30 protein-coding genes, 2 tRNA genes and 1 riboswitch are annotated in these 24,914 nt (G+C 39.6%); of the genes, 20 read left to right on the top strand and 12 right to left on the bottom strand.

The window, feature by feature from the left end; translation table 11 throughout:
• Position 1: 1 nt before the first annotated feature.
• Positions 2-841: an alpha/beta hydrolase gene (locus O0V13_RS09315; RefSeq protein WP_268034709.1), complete on the bottom strand. Its 840-nt coding sequence runs from the start codon at positions 839-841 to the stop codon at positions 2-4.
• A gap of 428 nt (positions 842-1,269) precedes the next feature.
• Here O0V13_RS09315 and O0V13_RS09310 point away from each other — a divergent pair, with 428 nt between their 5' ends.
• From O0V13_RS09310 to O0V13_RS09300, 3 genes are all read left to right on the top strand, one after another.
• The gene (locus O0V13_RS09310; protein ID WP_268034708.1) at positions 1,270-1,713 is read left to right on the top strand and encodes a DoxX family protein; all 444 of its coding nucleotides are present in this window, start codon (positions 1,270-1,272) and stop codon (positions 1,711-1,713) included.
• Positions 1,714-1,852: 139 nt separating this feature from the next.
• Positions 1,853-1,926, top strand: a tRNA-Pro gene (locus tag O0V13_RS09305).
• A gap of 70 nt (positions 1,927-1,996) precedes the next feature.
• Positions 1,997-2,078: transfer RNA gene (locus O0V13_RS09300), tRNA-Leu, on the top strand.
• A 33-nt stretch (positions 2,079-2,111) separates the two neighbouring features.
• Here O0V13_RS09300 and O0V13_RS09295 read toward each other — a convergent pair.
• Positions 2,112-3,203: an AI-2E family transporter gene (locus tag O0V13_RS09295; RefSeq protein WP_268034707.1), complete on the bottom strand. Its 1,092-nt coding sequence runs from the start codon at positions 3,201-3,203 to the stop codon at positions 2,112-2,114.
• Positions 3,204-3,325: 122 nt separating this feature from the next.
• Here O0V13_RS09295 and O0V13_RS09290 point away from each other — a divergent pair, with 122 nt between their 5' ends.
• The gene (locus tag O0V13_RS09290; protein ID WP_268034706.1) at positions 3,326-4,177 is read left to right on the top strand and encodes an alpha/beta hydrolase; all 852 of its coding nucleotides are present in this window, start codon (positions 3,326-3,328) and stop codon (positions 4,175-4,177) included.
• A gap of 87 nt (positions 4,178-4,264) precedes the next feature.
• Entirely contained in the window at positions 4,265-5,395 is a 1,131-nt protein-coding gene (locus O0V13_RS09285; protein ID WP_268034705.1) for a 1-acyl-sn-glycerol-3-phosphate acyltransferase, read from the top strand.
• 22 nt (positions 5,396-5,417) lie between these two features.
• On the opposite strand, the gene O0V13_RS09280 is transcribed toward O0V13_RS09285, so the two are convergent.
• Positions 5,418-6,656 (bottom strand): GAF domain-containing sensor histidine kinase, encoded by a 1,239-nt coding sequence (locus tag O0V13_RS09280; protein ID WP_268034704.1) that lies wholly within the window; start codon positions 6,654-6,656, stop codon positions 5,418-5,420.
• Between the two features lie 136 nt (positions 6,657-6,792).
• Between O0V13_RS09280 and O0V13_RS09275 the strand changes: the two genes are divergently transcribed.
• The 15 genes from O0V13_RS09275 (at position 6,793) to O0V13_RS09205 (ending at position 20,276) form a co-directional block, all read left to right on the top strand.
• On the top strand, positions 6,793-7,377 hold the full coding sequence (locus O0V13_RS09275) for a peptidylprolyl isomerase (protein ID WP_268034703.1): 585 nt from the start codon (positions 6,793-6,795) through the stop codon (positions 7,375-7,377).
• A gap of 4 nt (positions 7,378-7,381) precedes the next feature.
• A complete protein-coding gene (locus O0V13_RS09270) occupies positions 7,382-8,452 on the top strand; it encodes a Gfo/Idh/MocA family oxidoreductase (RefSeq protein WP_268034702.1) in 1,071 nt (356 codons plus the stop codon).
• A gap of 26 nt (positions 8,453-8,478) precedes the next feature.
• Positions 8,479-10,428 (top strand): PAS domain S-box protein, encoded by a 1,950-nt coding sequence (locus tag O0V13_RS09265; RefSeq protein ID WP_268034701.1) that lies wholly within the window; start codon positions 8,479-8,481, stop codon positions 10,426-10,428.
• A gap of 339 nt (positions 10,429-10,767) precedes the next feature.
• The gene (locus O0V13_RS09260; protein ID WP_268034700.1) at positions 10,768-11,526 is read left to right on the top strand and encodes an SDR family NAD(P)-dependent oxidoreductase; all 759 of its coding nucleotides are present in this window, start codon (positions 10,768-10,770) and stop codon (positions 11,524-11,526) included.
• A 36-nt stretch (positions 11,527-11,562) separates the two neighbouring features.
• Positions 11,563-12,426 (top strand): fumarylacetoacetate hydrolase family protein, encoded by an 864-nt coding sequence (locus tag O0V13_RS09255; RefSeq protein ID WP_268034699.1) that lies wholly within the window; start codon positions 11,563-11,565, stop codon positions 12,424-12,426.
• The gene (locus tag O0V13_RS09250) at positions 12,423-13,250 is read left to right on the top strand and encodes an amidohydrolase family protein (RefSeq protein ID WP_268034698.1); all 828 of its coding nucleotides are present in this window, start codon (positions 12,423-12,425) and stop codon (positions 13,248-13,250) included. The genes O0V13_RS09255 and O0V13_RS09250 overlap by 4 nt, the downstream gene beginning before the upstream one ends.
• 1 nt (position 13,251) lies before the next feature.
• Positions 13,252-14,022: an SDR family oxidoreductase gene (locus O0V13_RS09245; RefSeq protein WP_268034697.1), complete on the top strand. Its 771-nt coding sequence runs from the start codon at positions 13,252-13,254 to the stop codon at positions 14,020-14,022.
• A complete protein-coding gene (gene fucP / locus O0V13_RS09240; RefSeq protein ID WP_268034696.1) occupies positions 14,019-15,335 on the top strand; it encodes an L-fucose:H+ symporter permease in 1,317 nt (438 codons plus the stop codon). Before O0V13_RS09245 ends, fucP begins: the two co-directional genes overlap by 4 nt.
• Before the next feature lie 9 nt (positions 15,336-15,344).
• On the top strand, positions 15,345-15,680 hold the full coding sequence (locus tag O0V13_RS09235) for an L-rhamnose mutarotase (protein WP_268034695.1): 336 nt from the start codon (positions 15,345-15,347) through the stop codon (positions 15,678-15,680).
• A gap of 67 nt (positions 15,681-15,747) precedes the next feature.
• Positions 15,748-15,839, top strand: a riboswitch (TPP riboswitch).
• A gap of 50 nt (positions 15,840-15,889) precedes the next feature.
• Entirely contained in the window at positions 15,890-16,615 is a 726-nt protein-coding gene (locus tag O0V13_RS09230) for a class I SAM-dependent methyltransferase (RefSeq protein WP_268034694.1), read from the top strand.
• The gene (locus O0V13_RS09225; RefSeq protein ID WP_268034693.1) at positions 16,615-17,679 is read left to right on the top strand and encodes an AIR synthase family protein; all 1,065 of its coding nucleotides are present in this window, start codon (positions 16,615-16,617) and stop codon (positions 17,677-17,679) included. Before O0V13_RS09230 ends, O0V13_RS09225 begins: the two co-directional genes overlap by 1 nt.
• A complete protein-coding gene (locus O0V13_RS09220) occupies positions 17,676-18,308 on the top strand; it encodes a thiamine phosphate synthase (RefSeq protein WP_268034692.1) in 633 nt (210 codons plus the stop codon). The genes O0V13_RS09225 and O0V13_RS09220 overlap by 4 nt, the downstream gene beginning before the upstream one ends.
• Complete coding sequence (locus tag O0V13_RS09215; protein ID WP_268034691.1) at positions 18,305-18,595, top strand: Trm112 family protein; 291 nt, start codon at positions 18,305-18,307, stop codon at positions 18,593-18,595. Before O0V13_RS09220 ends, O0V13_RS09215 begins: the two co-directional genes overlap by 4 nt.
• 74 nt (positions 18,596-18,669) lie before the next feature.
• The gene (locus O0V13_RS09210) at positions 18,670-19,584 is read left to right on the top strand and encodes an alpha/beta hydrolase (protein WP_268034690.1); all 915 of its coding nucleotides are present in this window, start codon (positions 18,670-18,672) and stop codon (positions 19,582-19,584) included.
• On the top strand, positions 19,584-20,276 hold the full coding sequence (locus tag O0V13_RS09205) for an HAD family hydrolase (protein WP_073571937.1): 693 nt from the start codon (positions 19,584-19,586) through the stop codon (positions 20,274-20,276). The genes O0V13_RS09210 and O0V13_RS09205 overlap by 1 nt, the downstream gene beginning before the upstream one ends.
• A 9-nt stretch (positions 20,277-20,285) precedes the next feature.
• Here O0V13_RS09205 and O0V13_RS09200 read toward each other — a convergent pair whose 3' ends face one another.
• From O0V13_RS09200 to O0V13_RS09160, 9 genes are all read right to left on the bottom strand, one after another.
• A complete protein-coding gene (locus O0V13_RS09200; RefSeq protein ID WP_268034689.1) occupies positions 20,286-20,954 on the bottom strand; it encodes a DNA alkylation repair protein in 669 nt (222 codons plus the stop codon).
• A 58-nt stretch (positions 20,955-21,012) separates the two neighbouring features.
• The gene (locus tag O0V13_RS09195) at positions 21,013-21,816 is read right to left on the bottom strand and encodes an SDR family NAD(P)-dependent oxidoreductase (protein WP_268034688.1); all 804 of its coding nucleotides are present in this window, start codon (positions 21,814-21,816) and stop codon (positions 21,013-21,015) included.
• Between the two features lie 22 nt (positions 21,817-21,838).
• Positions 21,839-22,222 (bottom strand): STAS/SEC14 domain-containing protein, encoded by a 384-nt coding sequence (locus tag O0V13_RS09190; protein WP_268034687.1) that lies wholly within the window; start codon positions 22,220-22,222, stop codon positions 21,839-21,841.
• Between the two features lie 132 nt (positions 22,223-22,354).
• Positions 22,355-22,750: a hypothetical protein gene (locus tag O0V13_RS09185; protein WP_268034686.1), complete on the bottom strand. Its 396-nt coding sequence runs from the start codon at positions 22,748-22,750 to the stop codon at positions 22,355-22,357.
• Positions 22,747-23,097 carry a TfoX/Sxy family protein gene (locus O0V13_RS09180; RefSeq protein ID WP_268034685.1) on the bottom strand — a complete coding sequence of 117 codons (351 nt, stop codon included), beginning with the start codon at positions 23,095-23,097 and terminating at the stop codon, positions 22,747-22,749. Before O0V13_RS09180 ends, O0V13_RS09185 begins: the two co-directional genes overlap by 4 nt.
• Positions 23,098-23,158: 61 nt before the next feature.
• Positions 23,159-23,626 (bottom strand): hypothetical protein, encoded by a 468-nt coding sequence (locus tag O0V13_RS09175; RefSeq protein WP_268034684.1) that lies wholly within the window; start codon positions 23,624-23,626, stop codon positions 23,159-23,161.
• A 36-nt stretch (positions 23,627-23,662) separates the two neighbouring features.
• Positions 23,663-24,007 carry a hypothetical protein gene (locus O0V13_RS09170; protein WP_268034683.1) on the bottom strand — a complete coding sequence of 115 codons (345 nt, stop codon included), beginning with the start codon at positions 24,005-24,007 and terminating at the stop codon, positions 23,663-23,665.
• Positions 24,008-24,046: 39 nt separating this feature from the next.
• On the bottom strand, positions 24,047-24,508 hold the full coding sequence (locus O0V13_RS09165; RefSeq protein ID WP_268034682.1) for a GNAT family N-acetyltransferase: 462 nt from the start codon (positions 24,506-24,508) through the stop codon (positions 24,047-24,049).
• Positions 24,509-24,547: 39 nt separating this feature from the next.
• The gene (locus O0V13_RS09160; protein ID WP_268034681.1) at positions 24,548-24,886 is read right to left on the bottom strand and encodes a n-acetylglutamate synthase; all 339 of its coding nucleotides are present in this window, start codon (positions 24,884-24,886) and stop codon (positions 24,548-24,550) included.
• Positions 24,887-24,914: the final 28 nt, after the last annotated feature.

The following is a 24,914-nucleotide window of genomic DNA, read 5'->3' as shown; positions in this document are numbered from 1 at the left end:
ATCATCCCAGCTTGTTTCCAACCCATTCCAATATCACCTTTAAAACCTCCTCCCGATCAGAATCATTTAGCAATTCATGATAGGCACCGGGAATGATTTTAAGGGTTTTGTCTTGAGATTGGGCTTTTTCAAAAAGCAATTCTGATCCTTTAGGATTAGTCAGACGATCTGCTGTACCATGGAAAATCAAAACTGGCTGAACAAACTCATTTGCATGACTTTGGATAAACTGCATCATCTGATAAACCTCATATCCGGTTCGAACTGGAATAGATTTCTGAAAAATCAGAGGATCATTTTTATATTTCTCCACCTCCTCAGGAATTCTGGAAACTCCCTCAATATCCAACTTCACTGCATTCAACTTTGGCGCTAATGCATTTAAAAGCCCTGACAAGGCAATCAATATTTTTGGAGTGCCTTCAGCTTCTTTGATCGCGGGTGCAGAGAGGATAATCCCGGCTACTTCAGGCTGATATTTCAAAACATAAGCAGCTACCAAACCTCCACCCATGCTATGCCCAAACATAAAAAATGGCAAACCAGGGATGTAATTTTTCACTTTCCCGGCAAGAGCATCAATATCCTCCAAATACCTTTCATAGGAATCAAAATAGGCAGTGGGTTTAGGCAGTGAAGATTTCCCATGCCCTCTCCCGTCAAAAGTAAAAACCGCAACTCCCAAATCTACCAAGCCCTGAACCAAGCTTTCATATCGTCCACTATGCTCTCCTAATCCATGAACCAATAACAAAGAGGCTCTTGGAGCTTCTGGCATCCATGCTTGAAGGTAAAGTTTAACACCATCTGGACTTTTATATTCTGTTTCTAAATGTTTCATCGGAAAAATAAAATTTGGAACTCTTGACAAGAATAAGGTAATGAGAATTGTTTGAATCCGAACAATAAAATTGTTCGGTCCCAAAAAACCCGTTCAGATGCGCTCAGACATATTTTTTGACCAAAATCGAACTAGTTAGTTAATCCCTGAAAACAACCGATAAACAGGCATATTCCCCTGAAATCACAAAGAGTAGATAGAACAGAACTTAAGACCTCGATCTCCTGTATGTCTTTATTGCAATGTCAATTGAATTCTTTACTGCTCATACGGAGAGTAAGGCTTTTCTCTTAGTTTAGTTGATCCCGACATTGCGTAGAAAGCCCCTTTCTGGGGCTTTCTTTTTTATTAATAAAATACATTTATCTGAAAACCAATTGATTAAACTCTAATTTATTCGTATTTTCTAATAATAAACCCTTATAACCATGGAAACTACAAATAGACTGGAGCACTGGGCAGATACCCATCATCCAAATTGGCTGGATTTTATCAGAATTGCATTGGGGATTTTCATTATGTACAAAGGAGTCTTGTTCATTTCAAACACCAGCGCCTTACTCAACATCATGAAAAACAGCGACCTCCAATTCGTCAATTTAGCATTAGCTCATTATGTCGCTTTTGCCCATTTGGTTGGAGGATTTTTAATAGCATTGGGACTAAAAACTCGCTTTGCTATCCTCTTCCAACTTCCAATTTTGATTGGAGCGGTTTTCTTTGTCAATATCGATCAAGGATTTCTTTCTGTAGCCAATAATTTAGAATTTGAACTGTCCCTTATTGTCTTGGTTTTGCTTTTGGTCTTCCTTTTCTATGGTTCTGGTAAGGTTTCCATGGATAACTGGTGGAAAAACCATCCTAATTGGTAAAATTTTTCACCTGAAAATCAACCAAATAGACTAATCCATACTTTTTGGAAAAAGAAAATTGTGGACTGAATTGATATTTAATTACATTTGCAATCCGTTAAGCAAAGGCTTGACGGATTTGTCTTTTAAGATAAAGTTTCGGGGTGTAGCGTAGCCCGGTATCGCGCCACATTTGGGATGTGGAGGTCGTAGGTTCGAATCCTGCCACCCCGACTTAAAAATGAGATAAAAGATCTCATTAAAGCTTTCTAAGGAAAGTCTTTCTTACAGGATTAAAAATAATGCGGATGTGGCGAAATTGGTAGACGCACTAGACTTAGGATCTAGCGCCGCGAGGCATGGGGGTTCGAGTCCCTCTATCCGCACTGAAAGCTTCTCAGGTTCTGAGGAGCTTTTTTTTATTCCCCTCCCCCAGACTTCTTTTTGAATAGTTTCTCCCAAAACCTAATTTTTCCTGAATTCTCTTCTTTGGGCACTTCGTCACTTAGCAGAAAACCAAAAGCTTCCAAGCCTTCAATCCTTTCAAGGGTGATTTTTAAAACTCCTACCAAAGGAATAAAAAGTATCATTCCAGAAACTCCCCAGAGATAACCCCCAAGCAAAATTGCCAGAATTACTGCCAGTGCATTTACTTTCACTTGTGACCCCACTACCAAAGGTGTGATGATATTATTTTCTAATAATTGAATTCCCCAAAGCACCGCAAAAGTCATCACTGGATACACCAATGAATCGGTAGTTAAAAACACATACAAAATCGCAAATACAGAGGAAAGAAATACTCCAGCATAGGGAATCAAATTCATGATTGCAATGAAAGCTGCAAAGAGTAAGAAGTACTTTAATCCAATCAAATAGAAATAGACTCCAGCTAAAATCGCAACGATCAATGTCACACGAACCATTCCGCTCAAATAGGATTGAATGATCTTTCCTGAATCCATCACCCAGGCAAGCACCCGGTCCTTATTTTCAGAACTGAATCGAATGAGAAATGCTGCAAAAAAATCCTTGTAATACATCAACAAGAAAATATATAAGGGAATAATTCCTGCTAATGTCAAGGACTTGCCCGTTGAAAAAAGTGTATTATTCAGGCCATCTGGAGTCAAATATTTAAGGATTTGCTCACTCCTTAATGGATCAGAAAAATCCCCTCCTACCATACCACCGATTTCTTCCAGATAATGACTCATTTTCCCCTGAAGGTTCTTCCCAATTTCAGGAATATCTTTTACCAGGCCTACCATTTGATTGAGCAGTGCATAAAAAACTCCCACCACTATTGCAGTCACTAAAAGGATACTCATAATAATGGCAAGACTTCTTGGCACTTTTCTTTTTTCCAACCAGACAGCTATAGGATTTAATGCAAATGCAAAAAAAACTCCCCAAACCAAGGGAACTAAAATGAAATCCCCCTCACGCATCACTATCGCTCCAAAAACAATAATTATTAGGTAATACGCTATCTTTTGTATCAAAGGCATATCATCGGATTTTTGCTTTGGGAATATACAAATTCCCTCCGACCTAAATCAATTGATTCTTGTCAGGGATTGGATTCAAGATAATTTGTATTTTTCTATTCTTAAACCCTTCAACTTAATCTATGAAAAAGCTATTATTCCTTCTTTTCCTGCTCCCTACCTTTTCTTTTTCTCAGGCAAAAGTGGACACCATTGAGGTTTTCAGTAAAGCAATGGACAAAACTCTCAAAGCTGCTGTCACAGTCCCCTCAGGATATGATAATTCACAAGAGTCTTACCCAGTCCTATATTTATTGCATGGAGGAAGTGGTGCTTTCAGCGATTGGCATCAAAAAGTAACAGAACCGGGCTTGGTCAATCGGCTGGCAGATCAATATGACCTCATCATAGTTACACCAGGTGTAGGCCCATCAAGCTACTATTTTGACAGTCCCTTGATGGACTCTGTTCAGTACGAGACTTATATGACCACAGAATTGATTCCATTTATCGACTCGAACTATAAAACACTGGCACAAAAAGAATCACGAGCAATCACGGGGCTTTCAATGGGAGGTCATGGTTCAATATATCTTTCAGCAAAACACCCTGAATTATTTGTAGCAGCTGGTAGCATGAGCGGTGTAATGAATATTGATACCAGAATGTGGAAAGTACCCGAGGGCTTTAGCACCCTTCGAACCAGTCAACAAAAAGAAATGTTGGGAGATATAAATTATGATGCACCGAACTTCAATCCATTTACAGCAGTTGCCTATACCGATAAGATGAAAGAAAATGGGATCGCTCTTATTATAGATTGTGGAGTTGATGATTTCCTTATTGCTACCAATCGTCAAATGCATCAGCTTTTGCTAGAAAATGAAACTCCCCATGATTATACAGAAAGACCCGGTGCACACACTTGGGTATACTGGACAGAGGCACTTCCTTTTCATCTTTTGTATATTGACAAGTATCTGAAAAGAAACTAGATAGCAAACCTTTCAAGTTTCAAATCGCAAAACACCTTCGATTTTTCGACTATTTTTTGCTTTTTGCAGACTTTATTTCACCCAAATATGTCAAAATTCGATTCCATAAGGCCTTACTATGATGCAGAAGCCAACCCGGCTATCATGAAGATTTTGGAAGACCCTATGCTAGAAGCAATGATGAGTTTCACCTTTCCGCAAGACAGAAATCAAATGTGGAAAGAGCTAATGCGGCATACTCATTCACTTCGCGATTTCCAGATTAATTTTATTTATCCCGGATTGATGAAGGTTTTGGAGAAAAGCTCCGACGGATTAAGCACTGGAGGTTTTGATCAGTTGGAACCCAACACTCCATACCTATTTATTTCCAATCATCGTGACATTATTTTAGACACATCTCTTTTGAATTCCTGCCTATATGAGAATGGTCTGGTCATGACGACATCGGCTATTGGAGATAATTTGATCAAAAAGCCATTCTTGCATACGCTTTCTAGATTGAGCCGCAATTTCGCCATCAAGAGAGGTGTTTCCGGAAGGGATTTATTCGAAAGTTCCAAATTGGTCTCTGATTATATCAGCCAATCCCTTTTGAAGGAAAACAGAAGTGTGTGGACTGCCCAACGTGAAGGAAGAACCAAAGATGGAAATGACATTACTCAAAAGGGAGTATTGAAAATGTTGACTTTGGCAGAGGAAAGCAAGGATGCTTTTTCCTACTTTGAAAAAATAAACCTAGTGCCTGTTTCCATATCCTATGAATATGACCCAACAGACATGTTAAAAATCCCTGAATTGTTGGCAAAGGCAAGGGATGAAAAATATATCAAGAGCGAAAACGAGGATTTCCTAAATCTCTTGAGAGGGATTATGGGAACCAAAAAACGAATTCATATTCAGGTAAACGGCGTTCTCAATCAAGAGGTCAAAGAGCTTTCGCAGAGTGAATTGAGTCAAAGTGATAAACTCAATCAACTCACTAACCTAATCGACCATAAGATCTGGGCAGGCTACAAACTATGGCCAAGTAATTACATCGCCCATGATTTACTTTATGGTGAAAATGAATGTGTGGAACATTATACAAATGCCGAAAAAGAAGCTTTTGAAAAGAGAATACTTGAAAAAGTGAACACTAATAATCCGGAAGAGGTGAAAAATTATCTGGCTATGTATGCCAATCCGGTCAATAATCAAAAAAAGACACTTGCTTAATCTAGTGTCTTTTTTGATCTATTTAATAAGGAATTGGAATTGAGATATTGATTTTCGTTCCTTCTCCTTTCCTAGATTGTATTCCTATTTTTCCATTGAGAGTATCGACTAGTTGCAATACAAGCTTTAATCCAAAGCCATATCCCTTTTCTCCTTTTGTCCCACTTGTAGAACTTCCTTCACCACTCAAAATCTCATCAACTTTAGTTTGGTCCATTCCGGAACCTGTATCTGAAATCTGAAAATTTAGAATTTGTTGAAGTCCTAAAATCTCCATCTCTAATTTGACCGAAACCAGCCCTCCCTCTCCAGTAAACTTAATAGAGTTTGAAATTAGGTTTCCTAAGATTTGAAGGATTTTGTTTTTGGGAAATGGGACTGAAGAATTTCTATCACTTGACTCAACCTCCAATTGAACTCCTTTAGTTTTAGCTTGTGGAGTAAATAAATCTTTCAGCTTTCCAGACAATGTCTGAAGAGTCAATCCTTCACCTTGAATTAGACTGTCTGGGTTTTCTCCATGGGACAAATCCTGAGAAAGAATTTCATTTGCCAAATCCAAAACGGAGCGACTTCCCTTTTCGATCAAATTGAAATATTCCAACATCTCCTCCATCTCATTTTGATCCCCCTGAAGTCGGACGATTTCTGCTAAACCCTGAAAACCACTGATAGGACCACGAACATCATGAGCCAACCTGTTTTTAATTTTATCGATCGCCAAGACTTTAGACTGAAGGTCATCCATGGTCTTATGTGCTTTTAAGCGATTGACTATTTCGTCCGCAATTATCGTCAGCATTTCTTTTTTATCCGGAGTAATTTGGTGAAGATTTGAATCCATCACACATAGGGCTCCCAAGCTAACTTCTTCATTGATTTTCAACGGAACCCCAAAGTAGTATCTCAAATTAGGCTGATCTCGGACATAATCCATGGAATTAAACCGATCATCAGCTGTCAAGTCAGGCACTTCAAACTCGGAATCGCTTTCATCAGAAATGGTATATTGACAAATGGATTCCTCTCTTGGCATTTGTGACATATCAATTCCAAATGAAGAGATGCTCCATTGAGTAAAATGATCAATCAAATTGATAAGCGAAATTTTTGTGCCCGCTATTTTGGCGGCCAAACGGGACAAATCATTCATAGATTTCTTAAGCTCCAAGTAATCCAAATCCAACTCCCCCAAAGATCTCAGTCTTTCTAATTCATTAGTAGGTACAGGCCTTAGTTGCTCTTTAAACGGCTTATTCATAATTCAAAATAACTACTATATTGAGGTTCAATCCTAATCTAAAACCCCCAATTTTGCTTTTGAAAAACAGGTTTCAAAAATCTATTATTCAAAAACAAAAATCACTATTTGATTATTTCCTCCATTTTCTAAAAAAATGAAAAAAGCTTTACCGTTTCTTTTCCTGCTTTATTTACCCTTCTTTTTTTCCAATGCAGTTTTTTCTCAAGAAAAAAGTCCAATTGGCAAAATCAACACCCCACTTGGAAATATTTATATTCAATTAGATGACCGCACTCCAAATCACAAAGAGAGTTTTATTGAGCTAGCTGACAATGGATACTGGGACTCTCTGACATTCAATCGAGTCATCCCAAACTTTGTAGCTCAGGGAGGCTGTCCTGATACCCCGGAAGGGTTCAAAGATCCTGAGTATTTATTGGAACCAGAATTTCATCCTGAGCTAACCCATGTCTATGGCGCGGTGGGAGCAGGAAGGGATGATAATCCTGGAAAACTTTCTGCAAGATGCCAGTTTTATATTGTTCAAAACAAAGACGGTCTACACCGACTAGATAATAATTACACCGTTTTCGGCCATGTAATCAAAGGAATGGACATCATATACCAAATAGTTTCAGTAAAGCGAGATGATACCGATGAACCCCTTACTCCTATTACTTTGGACATTTCGGTGGAATATCTTAGTCCTGCTGAAATCGAATCTATTATTAAGAATTAAATCTATGAACCCGATAAAAATACTGATTGTGGGATGTGGAAATATGGGAGCGTCTCATGCTACAGCCTATCATCAAATGCCTGAATTTGAGATTTGTGGACTTGTCTCCAGAGGGGAGAGTAAATCTAAACTAAACCAAAAACTTCAGGCAGATTATCCCCTGTTTGAGGACTATGCTCAAGCTTTAGTCCAAACCAATCCAGATGCAGTTTGTATTTCAACCTACCCGGACACCCATGAAGGTTTTGCCTTAAAAGCTTTGGAACAGGGATGCCATATTTTCATCGAAAAGCCTCTTGCAGATACCGTTATTGGTTGTGAAAACATCATTAGCAAAGCCAAGGAAGTCAATAAGAAGGTAGTAGTAGGCTATATTTTAAGGCACCATCCATCATGGATGAGATTTATTGAGGAGGCCCAAAAGTTAGGCAAGCCTTTGGTGATGCGAATGAACCTGAATCAGCAAAGTCACGGATTCATGTGGGATGTTCACAGAAATTTGATGAAAAGCCTCAGTCCTATCGTGGATTGTGGAGTCCATTACATCGATGTGATGTGTCAAATGACCCGTTCCAAACCTGTTTCCGTATCCGCAATCGGAGCTCGATTGACAGAGGATATTTCTGAAGACAATTACAATTATGGCCAACTACAAATCCGTTTCGATGATGGTTCGGTTGGTTGGTATGAAGCTGGCTGGGGACCAATGATTTCTGAAACAGCTTTTTTTATCAAAGACGTTTTCGGACCCAAAGGGTCTGCCTCTATCGTTGCTAAAGATGCTGGAGGTTCAGGGAAATCTGATGATGTAGATTCCCATACCAAAACCGAATCCATTCGGGTTCATCATTCAGCGATTGATTCTAAAAACAACTTTATTAAAAAAGATGATTGGATAGACATGCAAGATGAGCCGGGACATCAGGAATTGTGTAATCGAGAACAAGCGTATTTTCTCAAATCAATTCTTTCGGACATCGACCTTTCGGACCATTTATATGATGCCTTAAACAGTTTGAAGATTGCATTTGCATGTGATGAGTCGGTAAAAACAGGAAATACAATTTTTCTTTAAATTCATACTTTTCTTACCCATTAAAAATGGCCAATTTATTAAGAAAGATATTTTTTGGTTTCCCCATCCTTTCGGGTTTGACTGCTTTCTTCTTAGCAGTGATCTTTGGTTTGTTTTTAAGTTATAAAGAGTATCAACTAAGACTTATAGATGATAAAAAGGCTATAATTGATTTAGGAGAAATCATTGAAGAAAGGATTCAATCAGTTTTATTCACAGCAAATTCTTCTGCAAAAATACTGTCGTATTTGGCACAAAATAATGGCTTGGATGAGGATTTTGACAAGATTGGCAGTAGTATCATTGAAAACATAGACATTCTGAACCAAATTCAATTATTGGATAGTGGTACTATAGTAGCCTCCTACCCTATTGAAGGTCGGGAAAAGATCCTTGGTTATAATATTCTTCAAGACACTTCTAGATCAAGTGAAGCAAAAGAAGCTATTTTTAGAAGGGATATCTATTTCGCTGGACCTTTCGAGCTCAAACAAGGGGGTACTGCTATTATCGGAAGATTGCCTTTTTTTGAAAATGATAGATTTGAAGGTTTCGCTTCCGTCATCATTGACTGGGAAGACTTTAAAAATGAAACTATAGCTCCCTTTATACAAAACGACCGAATTACTTTTGACCTTTTAAAGACTGATCCAAAAAATCTCCAAACTAGCTCATTACTACAAAAATCCTTCGAAAATCTTTCTGGGCCTTTGGTAGAAATACCAATTCCTGAAGGAAACTGGACCATAAAAATTCAATTGAATGAAAATTATGCATTCAAGGAAATTCTATTCCCAGAATTCATTCGATTTTTGACTGCTGTTCTTTTAGGGGTTTTTGTTTTTAATTTCACCAAACAACCCTCAATTCTACAGAAAAAAATAGCTGAGACCACCCGTGAACTTCAGGAAAGCAACCAAAGGTTTGAATATGCTTCATTAGCCTCTTCAGAAATGATCTGGGACTGGGACATCAAATCTGATCAAGTTTACCGAAGTCCGAACTTTGAGAAACACTTGGGCTATACTACTGAAGAATTAAATTCAAATTCTGATTTTTGGTTTTCATTATTCCACCCAGATGACAGAGAAGAAAACTTGAACAGGTTTTATGCTTTCTTAAAAAGTAGCCAAATTTTCTGGGAAGCAGAATCAAGAATCAGAACCAAGAGTGGAGATTACATTTATGTTTTGGAAAAAGCATTCGTGGTCAGAAATAAATACGGAAAACCTCTACGAATAATCGGTTCTACTCAGAATATCACTGGACGAAAAATAAGAGAAAAGGAACTCCAAGAAACCAATCAAAAACTTAAGATTGCAATAGAAGAGTTGGAATTATCAAAGCAAAAATATTCCATGCTTTTTGATTTGACTCCAAGCCCTATCATTGTTCATGATTCAAAATCCCTTCAAATCTTAGATGTTAACAAAGCGGCAGTTAAAAAATACGGTTATTCTAAGGAAGAATTTTTAGCCCTTAACATTATGGATATCCGACCTGAGAAAGAAGTACCGGACCTTTTAGAATACCTGGAAGAATTTAGAAAAAGTGAGGAGGAAGGGTATACACGTCTTGCCAAACACCTGAAAAAAAATGGGGAGATAATGGATGTTGAGATAAGTCCGGCAATTATCAAAACTAAAGAAATGGAAGCAGCCTTGGCACTGGTTAATGATCTCACTGATAAAATGGCCTACATTCGTAAGATTGAAGAACAAAACAAAACATTTAAGGAGATCGCTTGGATCCAATCTCATGTTGTAAGAGCTCCTTTAGCAAGAATTATGGGGCTGGTTACTTTATTAGAAAATTCTAATGAACGGTTATCGAAAGAAAATCAGGAACTAGTCAATTTTATAAGTATTTCTTCTACTGAATTGGATTCAATTATAAGAGGAATAGGAAAAAAACTTGATAACATTGCCCAAAACGAGAATAATGATTCTGGCTTTTATTTTGGTGAAAATTCATGAGATTTCTCGAGCACTATTATGCTTTGAATCGAAATCAGGCAAGGCTGGTATTTTCAATTTGGTTTAAATTCATTTCAAACCAACCAGAGGGGCATCTCAATGAAAATCAAAAGTTTGCTAAGTTGTTATGCTGATTCTCCCAAAAGAGATGAATTGAATGTCAAACCTTAATTACCATTGAAAAGATTTTTTAATTTGTCCTAAAATTAGATCAAGATAGATCCGATGATGGAAAAGGATTAGGCTCAATTAGGAAAAATGCCCTAACTTTTGCGATTATTTAGTAAATCAACCTGCTAATTCAATAAAAATATCGATTAGCATATTTCCAATACCAAAATGACAGATCAAACAGTCCTAATTACAGGTGGTGCAAGTGGTATCGGCCTAGCGATGGTCAGAAAGTTTGCCAAATCAAAAGCAAATGTTTATTTCATCGATGCCAATGTGGCCGAAGGTGAAAAAGTGGCAAAAGAAGAGCAAGGAAAAGGTCATTCGGTGACTTTTTGGAATGCTGATGTCACATCGTATGAGCAAGTATCTGGCTTTATCGATCAATTGCCTGGAAAAATCCACACCTTGATCAACAATGCGGGTGTTTCCCATGTGGGTAAAGTAGAAAACACCTCTGAAGCAGATTTCGACAGGCTTTATAATGTCAACATCAAAGGCATGTTCATCTGTACCAAAGCTGCACTTCCAAAATTAATTCAAGATGGTGGTGGTTCTGTTTTGAATATGGCCTCTGTTGCAGCTACGATTGGGATCCCTGATCGCTTTGCCTACTCCATGACCAAAGGCGCTGCACTTTCCATGACCCTCAGTATAGCCCGAGACTATGTGGAGCAGGGTATTAGATGCAACTGTCTTTCCCCAGGGAGAGTACATACCCCGTTTGTGGATGGATTCTTGGCAAAGAATTATCCAGGGCAGGAAAAAGAAATGTTTGCCAAACTAGCCGCAACCCAACCTATCGGCAGGATGGGCACCCCTGAGGAAATTGCAGAATTGGCTTATTTTGTCAGCTCAAATGAAGGTAGCTTCATCACTGGCGCAAATATTAATATTGACGGAGGATTCTTGGGATTGAAAATGTAATCCCTTCTCTCCACATTAACCTATAATACCTTAATCATGAAATTGATTCGATTTGGCCAAGAGGGCCAAGAAAAAGCAGGAATCCAAAATACTCAAGGTGATTACCTTGATTGCTCCAGCTTTGGAGAAGACTGGAATGAGGCGTTTTTTACCAACAATGGCCTAGAAAGATTGAAAGTTTGGTTGGAAGCCAATGAATCCAAACTTCCTAAAATCCCTGAAGGTGCAAGATTGGGTTCTCCAGTTGCCAGACCTTCCAAAATCATCTGCATTGGCTTGAACTACCTGAAGCATGCAGAAGAATCCGGAATGGCTGTTCCTGAGGTGCCTATCGTATTTATGAAGGCGACTTCCTCTCTTTGCGGTCCTTTTGATCCTATTTATATTCCAAAAAATTCCAAGCAGACTGACTGGGAGGTTGAACTAGCTGTAGTTATTGGAAAGCGTGCAAAATACGTTTCTAAGGAAAATGCTTTGGATTATGTAGCGGGTTATGCCCTTCACAATGACGTGAGTGAAAGAGACTTCCAGCTAAGACACGGTGGTCAGTGGGTGAAAGGTAAAAGTGCCGATCACTATGCTCCTCTTGGACCAACTTTGGTAACAAAAGACGAAGTAACAGACCCTCATAATTTGAGATTGTGGTTAAAATTAAACGATCAAATCCTACAAGACAGCAATACCTCAGATCTGATCTTTGATATTCCTTATATCATCGAACATCTAAGTCAATACATGACATTGCTTCCTGGTGACGTGATCTCCACGGGTACTCCTTCAGGAGTAGGAATGGGATTGAAACCGGAGCCAAGATACCTTCAACCAGGTGATGTGGTAGAACTAGGTATTGATGGTTTGGGAGTGTCCAAGCAAGTAGCGATGAACGATCCTGAAGCATGAAAATAGATTCTCATCAGCATTTTTGGGAATATGATCCCAAGCGTCATGAATGGATCGATGAAAGCATGAAAAGAATCCGTCGGAATTTCCTTCCGGCGGATTTAAAGCCTTTATTGGATGATGCTGGCATTGACGGCTGTGTTGCAGTTCAAGCTGATGAAAGTCTGAGAGAAACAGATTTTTTATTGGATCTGGCAGACCAAAACCCTTGGATCAAAGGAGTGGTAGGCTGGGCTGACTTGGGTGCTGACAACCTGAATGAAACCTTGGATAATTATTCTTCTAAAATTTCACTAAAAGGTTTTAGAGAAATTCTTCAAGGAAGAGATCCTGAATATATGCTCCGCGAAGAGTTTATCAGAGGCATTCAAACTATTGGAAAAGCAGGATACACCTATGATATTCTGGTTTTTCCTCACCATCTCAAGGCAACATTAGAACTGGTGAAAAAATGCCCGGAGCAAGCCATGGTGATTGATCACCTCGCCAAGCCCTATATCAAAAAGGGGGAATGGAAAGAATGGAAAAAGGAAATGAGTCCGATCGCTGAAAGAGAAAACATCCTATGTAAGATTTCGGGGATGGTTACTGAGGCGGATTGGGCAAAATGGACTCATGAAACTCTTTTACCTTACATGGAAATCGCTTTGGAGCTTTTTGGTCCAGAGAGATGCATGTTTGGATCTGATTGGCCTGTATGCTTGGTAGCCGGAGAATATGAGCAAGTCTTTTCTACGGTAGTTGATTTCACATCTAGCCTCTCCGATTCTGAGCAAAAACTAATTTTAGGGGAAACTGCCACCCAATTTTATAACTTACACTAAAATGGATTTACAATTAAAAGATAAAGTCATCCTGATTTCAGGAGGTGCAAAAGGGATTGGTGGAGCTATTTCTAAAATGCTCATAGATGAAGGTGCTATTCCGGTTTTCATAGATCCATCCGAAGAAGAAGGACGAGAATTGGTTGATTATGCTAATGGAAAAGCGCTTCAAATCCCAGTTCGCATGTTTACTCCTGAAGATGCAGAAGCAGCTGTTCAAATCTGCAGGGAAAAATATGGACGAATAGATGGTATTGTCAACAATGCCGGAGCAAATGATGGGGTAGGTTTGGAAAATGGTACTCCTGAGGCCTTCGCTAAATCTGTTACCAAAAACCTGAATCATTATTACTATCTGGCACATTACGCCCTTCCTGAATTAAAGAAGACTCAAGGAGCTATCGTCAATATTTCTTCCAAAACGGCAATCACAGGACAAGGAGGAACTTCAGGCTATGTAGCAGCCAAAGGCGCTCAGTTGGCATTGACCAGAGAATGGGCAGCTGAATTACTACCTTATCAAATACGAGTAAATGCAGTAATCCCAGCCGAGGTTTACACACCACTTTACAAAAACTGGATCAATACGTTCCCTGATCCTGAGAAAAAACTCGCTGAAATCAATCAGAAAATCCCTTTGGGGAGAAGAATGACCCAACCTGAGGAAATCGCGTCCATGACTGTTTTCCTCCTTTCCAAACAAGCAACTCATATCACCGGACAACATTTATTTGTAGATGGTGGCTATACCCATTTGGACAGAACCCTATGAACAACAAACCCGCACTAATACCCAAAAACCTACTCCTCCCCTTTATCCTTATTACCTCGCTTTTCGCCCTTTGGGGCTTTGCCAATGACATCACAAATCCAATGGTGGCGGCATTCAAGCGTGTTTTGGAACTGAATAATGTCCAAGCCTCTTGGGTTCAATTGGCATTCTATGGAGGTTATTTCACCATGGCCCTTCCTGCAGCTTTCTTTATCAAAAAGTACTCCTACAAAACAGGAATTCTTTTAGGATTGGGGCTGTATGCTTTTGGAGCAATTCTATTTTACCCAGCCGCAGCTTTTGAAAGCTATGGGTTCTTTCTGGCCTCCCTTTATATCCTGACATTTGGATTGGCATTTTTGGAAACAACTGCCAACCCCTATATCCTTTCCATGGGACCGGAGTCCACTGCAACTCAAAGATTAAATCTTTCTCAGGCATTCAATCCGATGGGAGCTTTGGCGGGTTTATTTGTAGCCAAACAGTTTATCTTAAATCAACTTCAATCCAATGCAGTTGATGATCAAGGAAACCTGATTTACGGCACCTTGGATGAGGCTTCCAAAGCCATCATTCGAACCAACGACTTGATGGTGATCCGTAACCCTTATGTGATGTTGGGTTTGGTCGTCTTAGGAATGCTTATAGTGATTGCCTTGGTAAAAATGCCAGAAAGCAAAGACTCATCCAACAAAGTGGACTTTGGACCAACCATGAAGAGACTGTTTAAAAACAGAAACTTTGTCGAAGGCACTTTGGCTCAGATGTTTTATGTAGGAGCCCAGATCATGGTTTGGACTTACATCTATCAATACGCTGAAGCTTTGGGAATTGACAATGCTTCGGCTGTTAATTATGGCTATGCTGCCTTGGTTGTATTCCTAGTCGGAAGATGGGTCTGCACATTCTTACTTCGCTATGTGTCCTCCTCCAAACTACTGGCCATATTTGCAATTTTGGCTATGGGCTTCACTTTGGGAGCTATATTCATCCCAGGAATCACAGGACTTTACAGTTTGGTAGGAATCAGTTTCGCTATGTCTTTGATGTTCCCAACCATTTATGGAATCGCTTTGGAAGGCTTAGGAGAAGATTCTAAGTTCGCCGCTGCTTTCTTGGTGATGGCTATTGTGGGAGGAGCGATCATGCCGACCCTACAAGGAATGATCTTAGACTGGGGAGGAACCGGATATACCGATATCACCATCATGGGAGTTTCAGAAGTGAATTTTTCATTTATCCTTCCTCTTGCCTGCTTCTTGATGGTATTCCTATTTGCGGTAAGAGTAAAAGCACCATCCACTAACTCATAATTTAAAATCATGCAGACATTTCTATTGATTTGCGACCTAAAAGATGAGCCAGAAGCGATCCAAGCTTATGTGGATTGTCATAAAGCCGTGGCTCCTGAAATTCTGGAAAGTATCCGGGTGTCAGGAATTGTTCAAATGAGTATTTATCGCTGGAAAAACAGGCTCTCCATGATCATGGTGGCTGATGATGATTTCACTTTTGAGAAAAAGGCCGAGCTTGATAATGCCAACCCAAAAGTTCAGGAATGGGAATCTTTTCTGGGACAATATCAAACTAATTTACCAGGCACTCCTCCCAATTGGAGATGGGCCGTCACGGAAAAAATATTTGATTTTAAAGCTTGAATTTAGCTTAACAAACCTGAGGGAAACCTCAGGTTTTTCATTTTTGAGCTATATATTTGAGTATTAATTATTGACAACGGGGTGCCTAATAATGGCTGAGATTATACCCGAAAACCTGATCTGGATAATGCCAGCGTAGGAATTGTGAATTGCTATTTTTCAATTTGTACCCTCTCCTGGTATTCATTCTGGTCTAGACTAGAAGACGAATGAAAGAACTTTTGAAACAGGAGAATTTTGAGGTGGCCCCTGAAGAACTCCGAACCTGGCAAGGTAGAAAAGAATGGTTTTTCAACCGGGACGATACCGATCATTACGAACAGTACTACGAGGGTCCCTACAAGGAACAAGAAGTCTGGCAAAAGAAAACCTTGGAGGGGCTGATCAAGCAGGATTCCCGTGTGAAAACGCTATTGGAATTTGGTTGTGGTACCACCCGGTTTACCCGTTGGTGGCACGAAATAGGTTTGGAAGCCACTGGTGGAGACATTTCTCCATTTATGCTTGCTCAAGGAGTTCAGCTCTTTGATGGAGATTTGGTTTTGGCCGATTCTCACCACATGCCTTTTAAAGATCATTCGTTCGATGCGCTGGCCTTTGTGACCACTTTTGAGTACTACAAAAACCCAATTGAAGTTATCCGAGAAGCAGTACGGGTGGGTAAATACGGGATCATCTTTGGAATGATGAACCGTAACACACCCAAACTTATTCGAAGACGAGTTCAGCAGGTTTTTGGTAAAAACAATTACTATGTGACGGCCAATTTTTATACTCCGGCCAGTCTTAAAGAATTGATTGCCCAAGCGCTACCTGACAGAAAATATAGCATTGAATGGAATGCAACCGGGCTACCTAAGTGGTTTCCAAAACAACAATGGAAAGTTCCCTATGGAGATTTCTTTGCCCTCCATGTTAAACTGCTTGATGTCTAATGGCTGCCTTTGAAGATTTCTCGGGAAAAATCAATGCTGACCTTTTCAAGCATGAATTGAAAGGAAATTGCGGAGCAGATAGAACCGAGGTGATTTGCGGACCTCAATTCGGAGTCGATACGGCAGTAATTGACCTTGGAAATGGGAATGCTCTCGCTGTTTCGAGTGACCCTTTGTCACTGATTCCTTCCCTAGGAATGAAAGTCTCCGCATGGCTATCCATTCATCTGCTAGTCAATGACATGAGCACGACTGGTTTTGCTCCTCAATATGCCCAGTTTGTATTGAATTTACCTTCAAGTTTATCTCAGAAGGCCTTCAGAGAATACTGGAGTCATATTCATTCACTTTGCAAAGAATCAGGCATAGCTATCACAGGAGGTCATACCGGACAGATTCCTGGACAGGAATCCACCATTGCAGGAGGAGGAACCATGTTTCTTCAGGCTCCGAAAAACCAAATCTTAACTTCCAATCAAGCTCAAGCAGGAGACTCTATTATCATGACAAAACAGGCCTCACTTTCGAGTACAGCCTTGTTGGCAATGGCTTTCCCTGAATATGTCAAAGAAAATCTTGGTACAGAAATCCAAGAGAAAGCAAGTTCTAACTTCTGGAAACTCTCCGTTCTGAAAGAAGCCTTATTAGCTTCCAAAACTTTGGTTCCAAAGAAAGAACTAACAGCCATGCATGATGTAACAGAGAGTGGGATTTTAGGAGCTTTGAGTGAAATGTCGGATGCTTCGGGTTTAGGTTTTCGAATTGAGAAAGAAAGAATTCCGATTTCTGATGAAGTAAAAAAAGTAGCAGAGCTATTTGAAATCAATCCTCTGATTTCTATCGGTGCTGGATCCATGTTGTTGGCTGTAAAGAAAGGAAAAGAGGATCAACTCATACAAAAATTAGAGATGGAGGGAATTCAAGCTTCCGTCCTAGGAACATTTACCTCTGAAAAAGCAAAGCTGATTCAAGAACCCGATGGATCTTGGAGCCCATTTCAATTCGATGGCAAAGATCCCTATTGGGATGCTTTTTATAATGCTTTTAAAACAGGAAAAAAATGAAAAAACTAGAAGGACTTTATTTGGTGTTGGACCCAAAAAAGGACGAAACATTGCTTTTAGAAAAACTTGAAAAATCCCTGAAAGCAGGTGTCAATGTAGTTCAAATCTGGAATCATTGGGATCCTGATCTATCAAGAGCAGGGCAAATTAGATTTTGCGTCAAAGTCAAAGAGCTTGCTCAAAAAAGTGGTACTCCGGTGCTGATCAATGAAGATTGGAAACTAGGAATTCAAGCCGATTTGGATGGTGTTCATTTTGATCAAGTCCCTGAAGATTGGAATAAAATCAGATCACAGATTGACGGAAAACTGATCGGCTTAACTGTAGGAAACAACCTTGATTTGATTTCTTGGGCGGATCAAAATGGGCTTTCCTATATCAGTTTTTGCTCGGTTTTTCTATCCTCCTCAGTAAACACCTGTGAATTGGTACAACCTGAAAACATCCAAAAAGCACGAGAATTAACTCGAATGCCCATTTTCCTTTCCGGAGGGATCAATCCGGAAAACCTTCATCTCTTAGAAAATTATTCCTACGAAGGAGTAGCCGTGATTTCAGGTGTATTAAACTCCAAAGAACCAGAAACTGCTGTGAATTTGTATCTCAGCAAAATGAAAAAAATGCTATGAATAGAAAATTATTAAATAAGCTCTGCTGTCCATTTGACAAGAGTGATTTGAATGTGGAAATTATCCAAGAAACTGAGGATCAACAGATCATTGAAGGCATCTTGACTTGTCCAAACTGCCAGCGATATTTTCCAATCATCTATGGAATCCCCATCATGACTCCAGATGAATACCGCGAGAAGGCCCTTGAACTACCCAAATTGCAGAAATGGGGCTTGGAAATAGCTCCAAATCAAGAATCCTTTCAATTACAGGAGCCATCAGGACATGATAAATTAGATATTTGATTATTTTCCAATCTGTTTGGAATCAAGCTTTTCAAACGGATTGGAATTTTTAATCATTCTCAAAATAACCTCACATGAAAACCCTGTTTTCCACCTTCCTATTTATCCTTTTAGGCAGTTTTGCAATGGCTCAAAATTATACACTCCCGCTTTGGGATGGAACTCCTCCACTTCAAAAAGACATGAATCTTCAAGAAGATGTCAGGGACGAAAATATCATTAGAATAGCCAATGTCCAGGACCCTACGATTGAGGTTTATTTGCCTAACAAACAAATTGCAACTGGAGAGGCTGTAGTGATCTACCCTGGAGGTGGCTACGCCATCCTGGCCTACGATTGGGAGGGAACAGATTTTGCCAAATGGCTTAATTCGCAAGGAATCGCAGGCATCGTAGTCAAATACAGACTTCCAATTTCTGAATCTTTGACCGATCCCAAAGAGGTTCCTTTGTTGGATGCCCAACGCGCTATCCGGATGACAAGAGCCAATGCCGAAGCTTGGAATATTGATCCCGGTAAAGTTGGTGTAATGGGTTTCTCGGCCGGCGGCCACTTGGCTTCCACTGTTTCCACTCAGTATGATCATGAAGTAGACAGAGGCAAAGATGCTATTGATGCTTTATCCGCTAGACCTGACTTCTCGATTTTGGTCTATCCGGTTATTTCTTTCAGAGATGCAGCTGTTCATAGCGGTTCCCGCAAGAACCTAATCGGAGAAAATGCTTCACAGGAACTTCAAGATAGATTTTCCGGAGAACTGAATGTGGACGAAAACACTCCTCCTACTTTCTTGGTCCATGCTCAGGATGACAAAGGAGTGCCAATAGAAAACAGCTTGCTTTACTACAATGCCCTTAACAAGCATGGAATTCCGGCATCCCTTCATATTTATCCAAAAGGTGGACATGGATTTGGATTTGGCATGGGAAAAGGAGCAGTTGAAAACTGGAGATCTGTATTATTAGACTGGATCAATCATTTGGATTAATGGCAATTAAAGTAATCACATTCGACGCAGATGATACGCTCTGGGTCAACGAACCATTTTTCAGGGAAGCGGAAGAAAAATTCGCTTCCCTTTTGGAAGATTTTCTTCCTGCACACCAAAGCATCAAAGAACTCTACAGAACTGAAATAGAAAACCTCCACCTCTATGGCTATGGGATCAAAGGATTTATGCTTTCTATGATCGAAACGGCTATGAATGTCACTGACCAGAAGATGCCTATTTCATTGGTGGAAAAAGTCATCCGAATCGGTCGGGAAATGCTGGAAAAGCCTGTGGAACTGCTTCCTGGGGTAGAAGATGTACTCAAATCACTCAATGGAGATTATCGGATCGTTTTGGCTACCAAAGGTGATTTGTTGGATCAGGAAAGAAAACTGAAAAAATCCGGCTTGGAGGATTACTTTCATCACATCGAGATCATGAGTGAAAAGAGGCCATCTGATTATGCCAAATTGATCCGTCATTTGGATGTGGAACCTGAGGAATTTGTAATGCTGGGAAACAGCCTTAAATCAGATATTTTGCCTGTTTTAGAATTGGGAGGGCATGCAATCCATATTCCTTTTCACATTACTTGGGTTCATGAGCAGGTCGATCATGTCATCGAGCATGAGCGATTTATGGAAGTTGAAAATATCAGTCTGGCAGCGGAGCTGATTAGGAAAATGTAAAGGAGAGGATCAACCCTTTTTCCTCTTTACCATCTCATTGATCCAAATCGGAGCAAAAGGAGAGGTACAACCCTTGGAAGTAGGATAATCCCGAAGCACTCCCAGCTTCTCTCCTATAGCCAAAGCACGTTCTCTATATTCCGCATGGTGGATACCAATGTATGCCAGACAGGTATTCATCGTCCACTGGATCAAGGGATCTGCCGCCCCCATTTCAGCCTCTAGTCTGTCTAGAAGTTCAGGAATATTGACCTGATCTGGATCTCTAGCCACTTTTCCCGCAGTCAAAGCCCAACCTGCACGAGCTTCCATCGGGTGCGAGGATTTCATCCCTTCAATTCTAAGTGAATCTTTAAAATCCAATTCCTTGATCACATAGGATTGAAACCAATCTGCAACTTGACTGTATTGCATAGATTTAATCATTTCGCTTACCTGATCTTGAGAAAGCTCTTTGGGTTTCATAATCAAAATAGCCAGTAAGCGCGAATCCACGTTTCCGGTTTCCCACAAAGCCAAAGCCAGTTCATGATCTGTTTTGATCTTTTTGGCCAAAGCACGGATATCTCCCATTTTCACTCCAAACACATTCTCCTGAGATCCGAACTTGATATGGTGGGCTTTCATCTTAGGATTCCCTAAAGCCTCCAATTGACTGATTACTTCTTCTTTTTCCATAAAAAAGCTCCAAATGATTAAGGAATGAAGATAAGTCTTTGAATTCAAAAAAAGGAAATCACTTCATCATATCCCCCATTTTTTTGACGATAAATCGAACCGCTTTTTCCGGGCTCAGTCTGTAAAACTTATCCAAAAATGAGGCATCCTTACCAACCAAGATTCTAAACTTATCTTTCTCAATTCCTGAAATCATGATTTCTGCGGCCTTGGTTGCTGATAAGGCCATTTTTTCAGCTTGAGAAGAATCAGTAGCCGTTTTGGTGCTTACGCCTGAGTTTTCGGTAATATGCGTATTGACAGCGCCTGGATGAATTACTGTCACCTTTACATTTGTATCCTTCAATTCGGCATACAAGCCCTCTGTCAAAAGCTTCACTGCAGCTTTGGAAGCACCATAGATCGTTTGCCCAGGAAAAGGAATAAAACCTCCCATGCTACTCACATTAGCGATGTGTGCTTCTGGTCGTTTTAACAATTCAGGGAGAAAAGCTTTGACCATGTACAAAGTGCCATAAAAATTTATCTTCATTACCTGCTCAATCTTCCCAAACTCTAAATCATTCACATCAACAAATGGCTGGATGATCCCAGCATTGTTGATGATGCCATCCACTGCTCCATGAGTTTGGATCACTTCTTTTGGAAAGTTGGAGACCTTTTCCTGATCGGCAATATCCAGCACATGGATAGATAGATTGCTTGACAGATTTCCGGCGAGTGAAAGTGTTTCCTCCATGGCCTCCTGATGGATATCACAAGTTGCCACTTTGGCTCCTTTGGCAAGAAGCTGAAGAACCAGTTCTCTTCCCATGCCGCTACCTCCACCGGTAACAACCCAAACTTTACCTTGAATTTTCATAAGTGATATTTAGATCAATCTCTTACTTAGAAGAAACAAACTCCATGGCCTCATCCATTTGAGAGATATCAAAGTACTTCTCTAGTCTGCCTTTGCTTGCTCTTTCAAAGAAGAAATTATCGATAGGCACCAAAGCCTTCAACACTTTGGAATGAGCTACGATGGCCAGATGCCCCAACTTTTTATAATTTCGAAGAACCCAAATCATATCCTCCATAAATGCTTTTACTGAAGTATTGGACACCTTCATCTCATCCAATTTGACCAACACATTCACCTGTTCAAACCCTTTATCCAACTTTTCCTGAAACAGCTTTTGTGCGAGCTTTTCATCTGTTTCATCAAATCCATTTATCACTTCGATTGCCAAAGTGTTTCCTTCGAATGTTTGCAATTGCTCAATCATTTTTAAGGCGTTTTTTAGATTAAAATTTTATTGATTTCCCGCGAAATAGGAGTATCTAAAATTTACCTATAAATGGCCAAAAAGCCGAACTATTAACAGTATTTAATCCCTGATTTAAATCATCCTAAAAGCTCACAATTTAGCGCTTCGGCTAGTTCTGAATTCTCGAATCAAAAGGATAGAGAACAACCAAAAAGGAAGACTTGAAAAAAGAATTTTCAAGTTCGGCCCTATGATGCCAATAAATAAAATCAATCCAAAAAGGAGTCCTAAACCAATAATTGCTGCAATGACCAGCCACTTTTTTGGCGCTTTTTGAAATAGGGAAATCAATAGCAGAATTTGTCCAATAAATGGAATCAATGTAAATGGATGAAGTACTGAAACCGGATCTTCGATTCCTTTTGTAAATATTTCCAATTCAGTCTGGATTAAAAAACTGGATTGATCATCACCCCATTCCAGATAGCCTAAAAAAGTACTCAAGAAAAGGAGAAAAAGTAAAACTCGCTTTTTCTGATGGCTCATTTTTTCTTCTTTTTAGAAGACTTGGCCTTGTCATTGAACTCCAAACATAGGTCTATCCAGAACTTAAACTCATCTGGCTTTTGAAAACCTAATGGTTCCACATAACAATAACCCTTCATCGCCTTTCCCTTCATGATCGTTGGCAAATACCCAGACTTCTCAGCAACCTCTTCCTCCCGAGCGGGGTCAAATCGGCACATGAGATTTTCTCCGGAAATGTTCACACACATCTTATCATTGATCAGAAAAGCCATGCCGCTAAACATCTTCTTTTCTTCAATCTCTAAATAGGGAAATTGAGCCAAGTATTCCCGAACTCTATCTGCCAATTGTATGTCGTAAGCCATTGATTCAAATCATTGATTGACAGATAATTTACATTAATTCAGACAAATATTTGTGGCCTTTTTAGGAATTTGAACCGAAAGGAATACCATTCAAAGTATGGGTGCAACAAGTGCAAAAAGGCTTTAAATCAGCCGCTTTCAATTCTGGTTCAACAAGCTGCAAAAGACCATTCTCGTCTATAAATAAACCTGAAAAATAAGAGGACTCACCTACCCGAACATAATCCTGACCTTCTTCCTGATCATCTGCTACCAACAAAAAAATAGGATCTGGCCTATCCAATCTGGAAACTGCTTCTGAGTACACGGAATCCCAGTCGGCACCAACTTTTGAAAGTAAAAACTTATACAGAGGAGTATAATCCAACCCTCGATTTTTACTTCCATTCATGGAACCTTTAATTAGTTCTCTGGACTCATCCTTTTGATTCCTGAAATGTTTGAAATCCCCACCAAAATCATGATGAACACCTCGGGCTTTGGTGTTGACTTTTCGATAGAGCTTCTTTTTGTGTGGGTCTGGTTTCATATTTTCGAAAATACTTAAAAATGAATTATAGAAAGCTCATTGGTAAAAGCCTAAGTCTTCCATTTTTTCAATATCCTCCGATCTTACCTCCACCAGAATTCTTTGGCCTGTTCCACAGGAACATGCCTCACAGTAAACATCTAGATTAGATTTATCATCAAAATCCAGATTTTGAACCTGTACTCCCTCATCTTCCAAATAAGAAATAACCGCAGTCTTCGTCTCTTCATTAGTCTTGTTTTCACCATTTCCCCATGGATCCGCACATTTGGTTTGGTCCCATATAAAAACAAGCTCATTGAAAGGTTGATCATCCTCAGACTTACAGGAAAAAAGCACTGCAGAAATAAAAAGCAGGGCAAAAATAGAAACGTATTTCATCCGATTTTTTTACTCAAAACGCTTGAAGTTATTCATCTGCTACAGATTGGTCAGATGGAGCTTCATTCCTTCATGACTGGCTTTAAAGCCAAGTTCTTCATAAAAATGAATCGCCTTGTCTCGCTTTTTATCAGAAGTCAACTGAACCAAATGAGCTTTTCGCTCTTTAGCCCTCTCGATTGCCCAAAGGATCATCTGCTTTCCTAGACCTAGTCCTCTTTGCCCTTTCTTGATTCTTACAGCTTCGATTTGAGCCCGAATACCGCCCTTGTAAGTCAGATATTGAATAAATGTCAATTGCATTGTTCCAATCACTTGCCCTTGTTCATCTGTTATCGCAATTAACTCTTGATTTGGATCAGCCATAATCTTCTCAAAAGCTTGAACATAGGAACTTGGTAGAGGAATCTTAAAATCCTCCCTTGTTTGACCGATTTCATCATCAGTCAGCATTTCAATAATCGCTGGAAGATCATCTAATGTCGCTTTTCTAATTTCCATAGTTAATGGCTTGTTCAATCGAATAAAAAGACCTCAAAATCATTCTTCTTCCAAGATGGATTCTCCCTCAGATTCATCACCTGAAGTCCAGCGCCACTGCTCATGCAGGCGGATTTTCCCATTAGGCAAAATTTCAGGTCTGGAATGACAAATCCCGGTCATTAACTCCCCTTTTCCATTCACTTGATGGTATCTCATATTGATATTTCCATGCATATCCACCAAGCCAATCAAATGTCCTTTTTTGATTTTTCCTCCTTGATACTCCGAAGTCAAAATATTACCATCTTGTTTATAAATAAATACCGTATCCCCACTGGTTTCTCCATTTTCGGAGTTTAATACAGGTCTAAAAATTCTATTGTTATAATTAATCATTATGGAATATTGTTATTTATTAGCCAAA

This window comes from Algoriphagus sp. PAP.12 (assembly GCF_026652115.1).
Classification (GTDB): Bacteria; Bacteroidota; Bacteroidia; order Cytophagales; family Cyclobacteriaceae; genus Algoriphagus.
This window is presented reverse-complemented; position numbering and strand designations above follow the sequence as displayed.

What these genes read in the sequence shown, in the direction of transcription:
- O0V13_RS09260 (WP_268034700.1), top strand. Translation starts at nt 10,768, where the DNA reads ATGACAGATCAAACAGTCCTAATTACAGGTGGTGCAAGTGGTATCGGC.
- O0V13_RS09310 (WP_268034708.1), top strand. Translation starts at nt 1,270, where the DNA reads ATGGAAACTACAAATAGACTGGAGCACTGGGCAGATACCCATCATCCA.
- O0V13_RS09190 (WP_268034687.1), bottom strand. Translation starts at nt 22,222, where the DNA reads ATGATTGAGCAATTGCAAACATTCGAAGGAAACACTTTGGCAATCGAA.
- O0V13_RS09160 (WP_268034681.1), bottom strand. Translation starts at nt 24,886, where the DNA reads ATGATTAATTATAACAATAGAATTTTTAGACCTGTATTAAACTCCGAA.
- O0V13_RS09195 (WP_268034688.1), bottom strand. Translation starts at nt 21,816, where the DNA reads ATGAAAATTCAAGGTAAAGTTTGGGTTGTTACCGGTGGAGGTAGCGGC.
- O0V13_RS09165 (WP_268034682.1), bottom strand. Translation starts at nt 24,508, where the DNA reads ATGGAAATTAGAAAAGCGACATTAGATGATCTTCCAGCGATTATTGAA.
- O0V13_RS09180 (WP_268034685.1), bottom strand. Translation starts at nt 23,097, where the DNA reads ATGGCTTACGACATACAATTGGCAGATAGAGTTCGGGAATACTTGGCT.
- O0V13_RS09280 (WP_268034704.1), bottom strand. Translation starts at nt 6,656, where the DNA reads ATGAATAAGCCGTTTAAAGAGCAACTAAGGCCTGTACCTACTAATGAA.
- O0V13_RS09220 (WP_268034692.1), top strand. Translation starts at nt 17,676, where the DNA reads ATGAAAAAACTAGAAGGACTTTATTTGGTGTTGGACCCAAAAAAGGAC.
- O0V13_RS09270 (WP_268034702.1), top strand. Translation starts at nt 7,382, where the DNA reads ATGAACCCGATAAAAATACTGATTGTGGGATGTGGAAATATGGGAGCG.
- O0V13_RS09200 (WP_268034689.1), bottom strand. Translation starts at nt 20,954, where the DNA reads ATGGAAAAAGAAGAAGTAATCAGTCAATTGGAGGCTTTAGGGAATCCT.
- O0V13_RS09175 (WP_268034684.1), bottom strand. Translation starts at nt 23,626, where the DNA reads ATGAAACCAGACCCACACAAAAAGAAGCTCTATCGAAAAGTCAACACC.
- O0V13_RS09235 (WP_268034695.1), top strand. Translation starts at nt 15,345, where the DNA reads ATGCAGACATTTCTATTGATTTGCGACCTAAAAGATGAGCCAGAAGCG.
- O0V13_RS09285 (WP_268034705.1), top strand. Translation starts at nt 4,265, where the DNA reads ATGTCAAAATTCGATTCCATAAGGCCTTACTATGATGCAGAAGCCAAC.
- O0V13_RS09255 (WP_268034699.1), top strand. Translation starts at nt 11,563, where the DNA reads ATGAAATTGATTCGATTTGGCCAAGAGGGCCAAGAAAAAGCAGGAATC.
- O0V13_RS09230 (WP_268034694.1), top strand. Translation starts at nt 15,890, where the DNA reads ATGAAAGAACTTTTGAAACAGGAGAATTTTGAGGTGGCCCCTGAAGAA.
- O0V13_RS09315 (WP_268034709.1), bottom strand. Translation starts at nt 841, where the DNA reads ATGAAACATTTAGAAACAGAATATAAAAGTCCAGATGGTGTTAAACTT.
- O0V13_RS09225 (WP_268034693.1), top strand. Translation starts at nt 16,615, where the DNA reads ATGGCTGCCTTTGAAGATTTCTCGGGAAAAATCAATGCTGACCTTTTC.
- O0V13_RS09185 (WP_268034686.1), bottom strand. Translation starts at nt 22,750, where the DNA reads ATGAGCCATCAGAAAAAGCGAGTTTTACTTTTTCTCCTTTTCTTGAGT.
- O0V13_RS09215 (WP_268034691.1), top strand. Translation starts at nt 18,305, where the DNA reads ATGAATAGAAAATTATTAAATAAGCTCTGCTGTCCATTTGACAAGAGT.
- fucP (WP_268034696.1), top strand. Translation starts at nt 14,019, where the DNA reads ATGAACAACAAACCCGCACTAATACCCAAAAACCTACTCCTCCCCTTT.
- O0V13_RS09170 (WP_268034683.1), bottom strand. Translation starts at nt 24,007, where the DNA reads ATGAAATACGTTTCTATTTTTGCCCTGCTTTTTATTTCTGCAGTGCTT.
- O0V13_RS09265 (WP_268034701.1), top strand. Translation starts at nt 8,479, where the DNA reads ATGGCCAATTTATTAAGAAAGATATTTTTTGGTTTCCCCATCCTTTCG.
- O0V13_RS09205 (WP_073571937.1), top strand. Translation starts at nt 19,584, where the DNA reads ATGGCAATTAAAGTAATCACATTCGACGCAGATGATACGCTCTGGGTC.
- O0V13_RS09250 (WP_268034698.1), top strand. Translation starts at nt 12,423, where the DNA reads ATGAAAATAGATTCTCATCAGCATTTTTGGGAATATGATCCCAAGCGT.
- O0V13_RS09295 (WP_268034707.1), bottom strand. Translation starts at nt 3,203, where the DNA reads ATGCCTTTGATACAAAAGATAGCGTATTACCTAATAATTATTGTTTTT.
- O0V13_RS09275 (WP_268034703.1), top strand. Translation starts at nt 6,793, where the DNA reads ATGAAAAAAGCTTTACCGTTTCTTTTCCTGCTTTATTTACCCTTCTTT.
- O0V13_RS09245 (WP_268034697.1), top strand. Translation starts at nt 13,252, where the DNA reads ATGGATTTACAATTAAAAGATAAAGTCATCCTGATTTCAGGAGGTGCA.
- O0V13_RS09210 (WP_268034690.1), top strand. Translation starts at nt 18,670, where the DNA reads ATGAAAACCCTGTTTTCCACCTTCCTATTTATCCTTTTAGGCAGTTTT.
- O0V13_RS09290 (WP_268034706.1), top strand. Translation starts at nt 3,326, where the DNA reads ATGAAAAAGCTATTATTCCTTCTTTTCCTGCTCCCTACCTTTTCTTTT.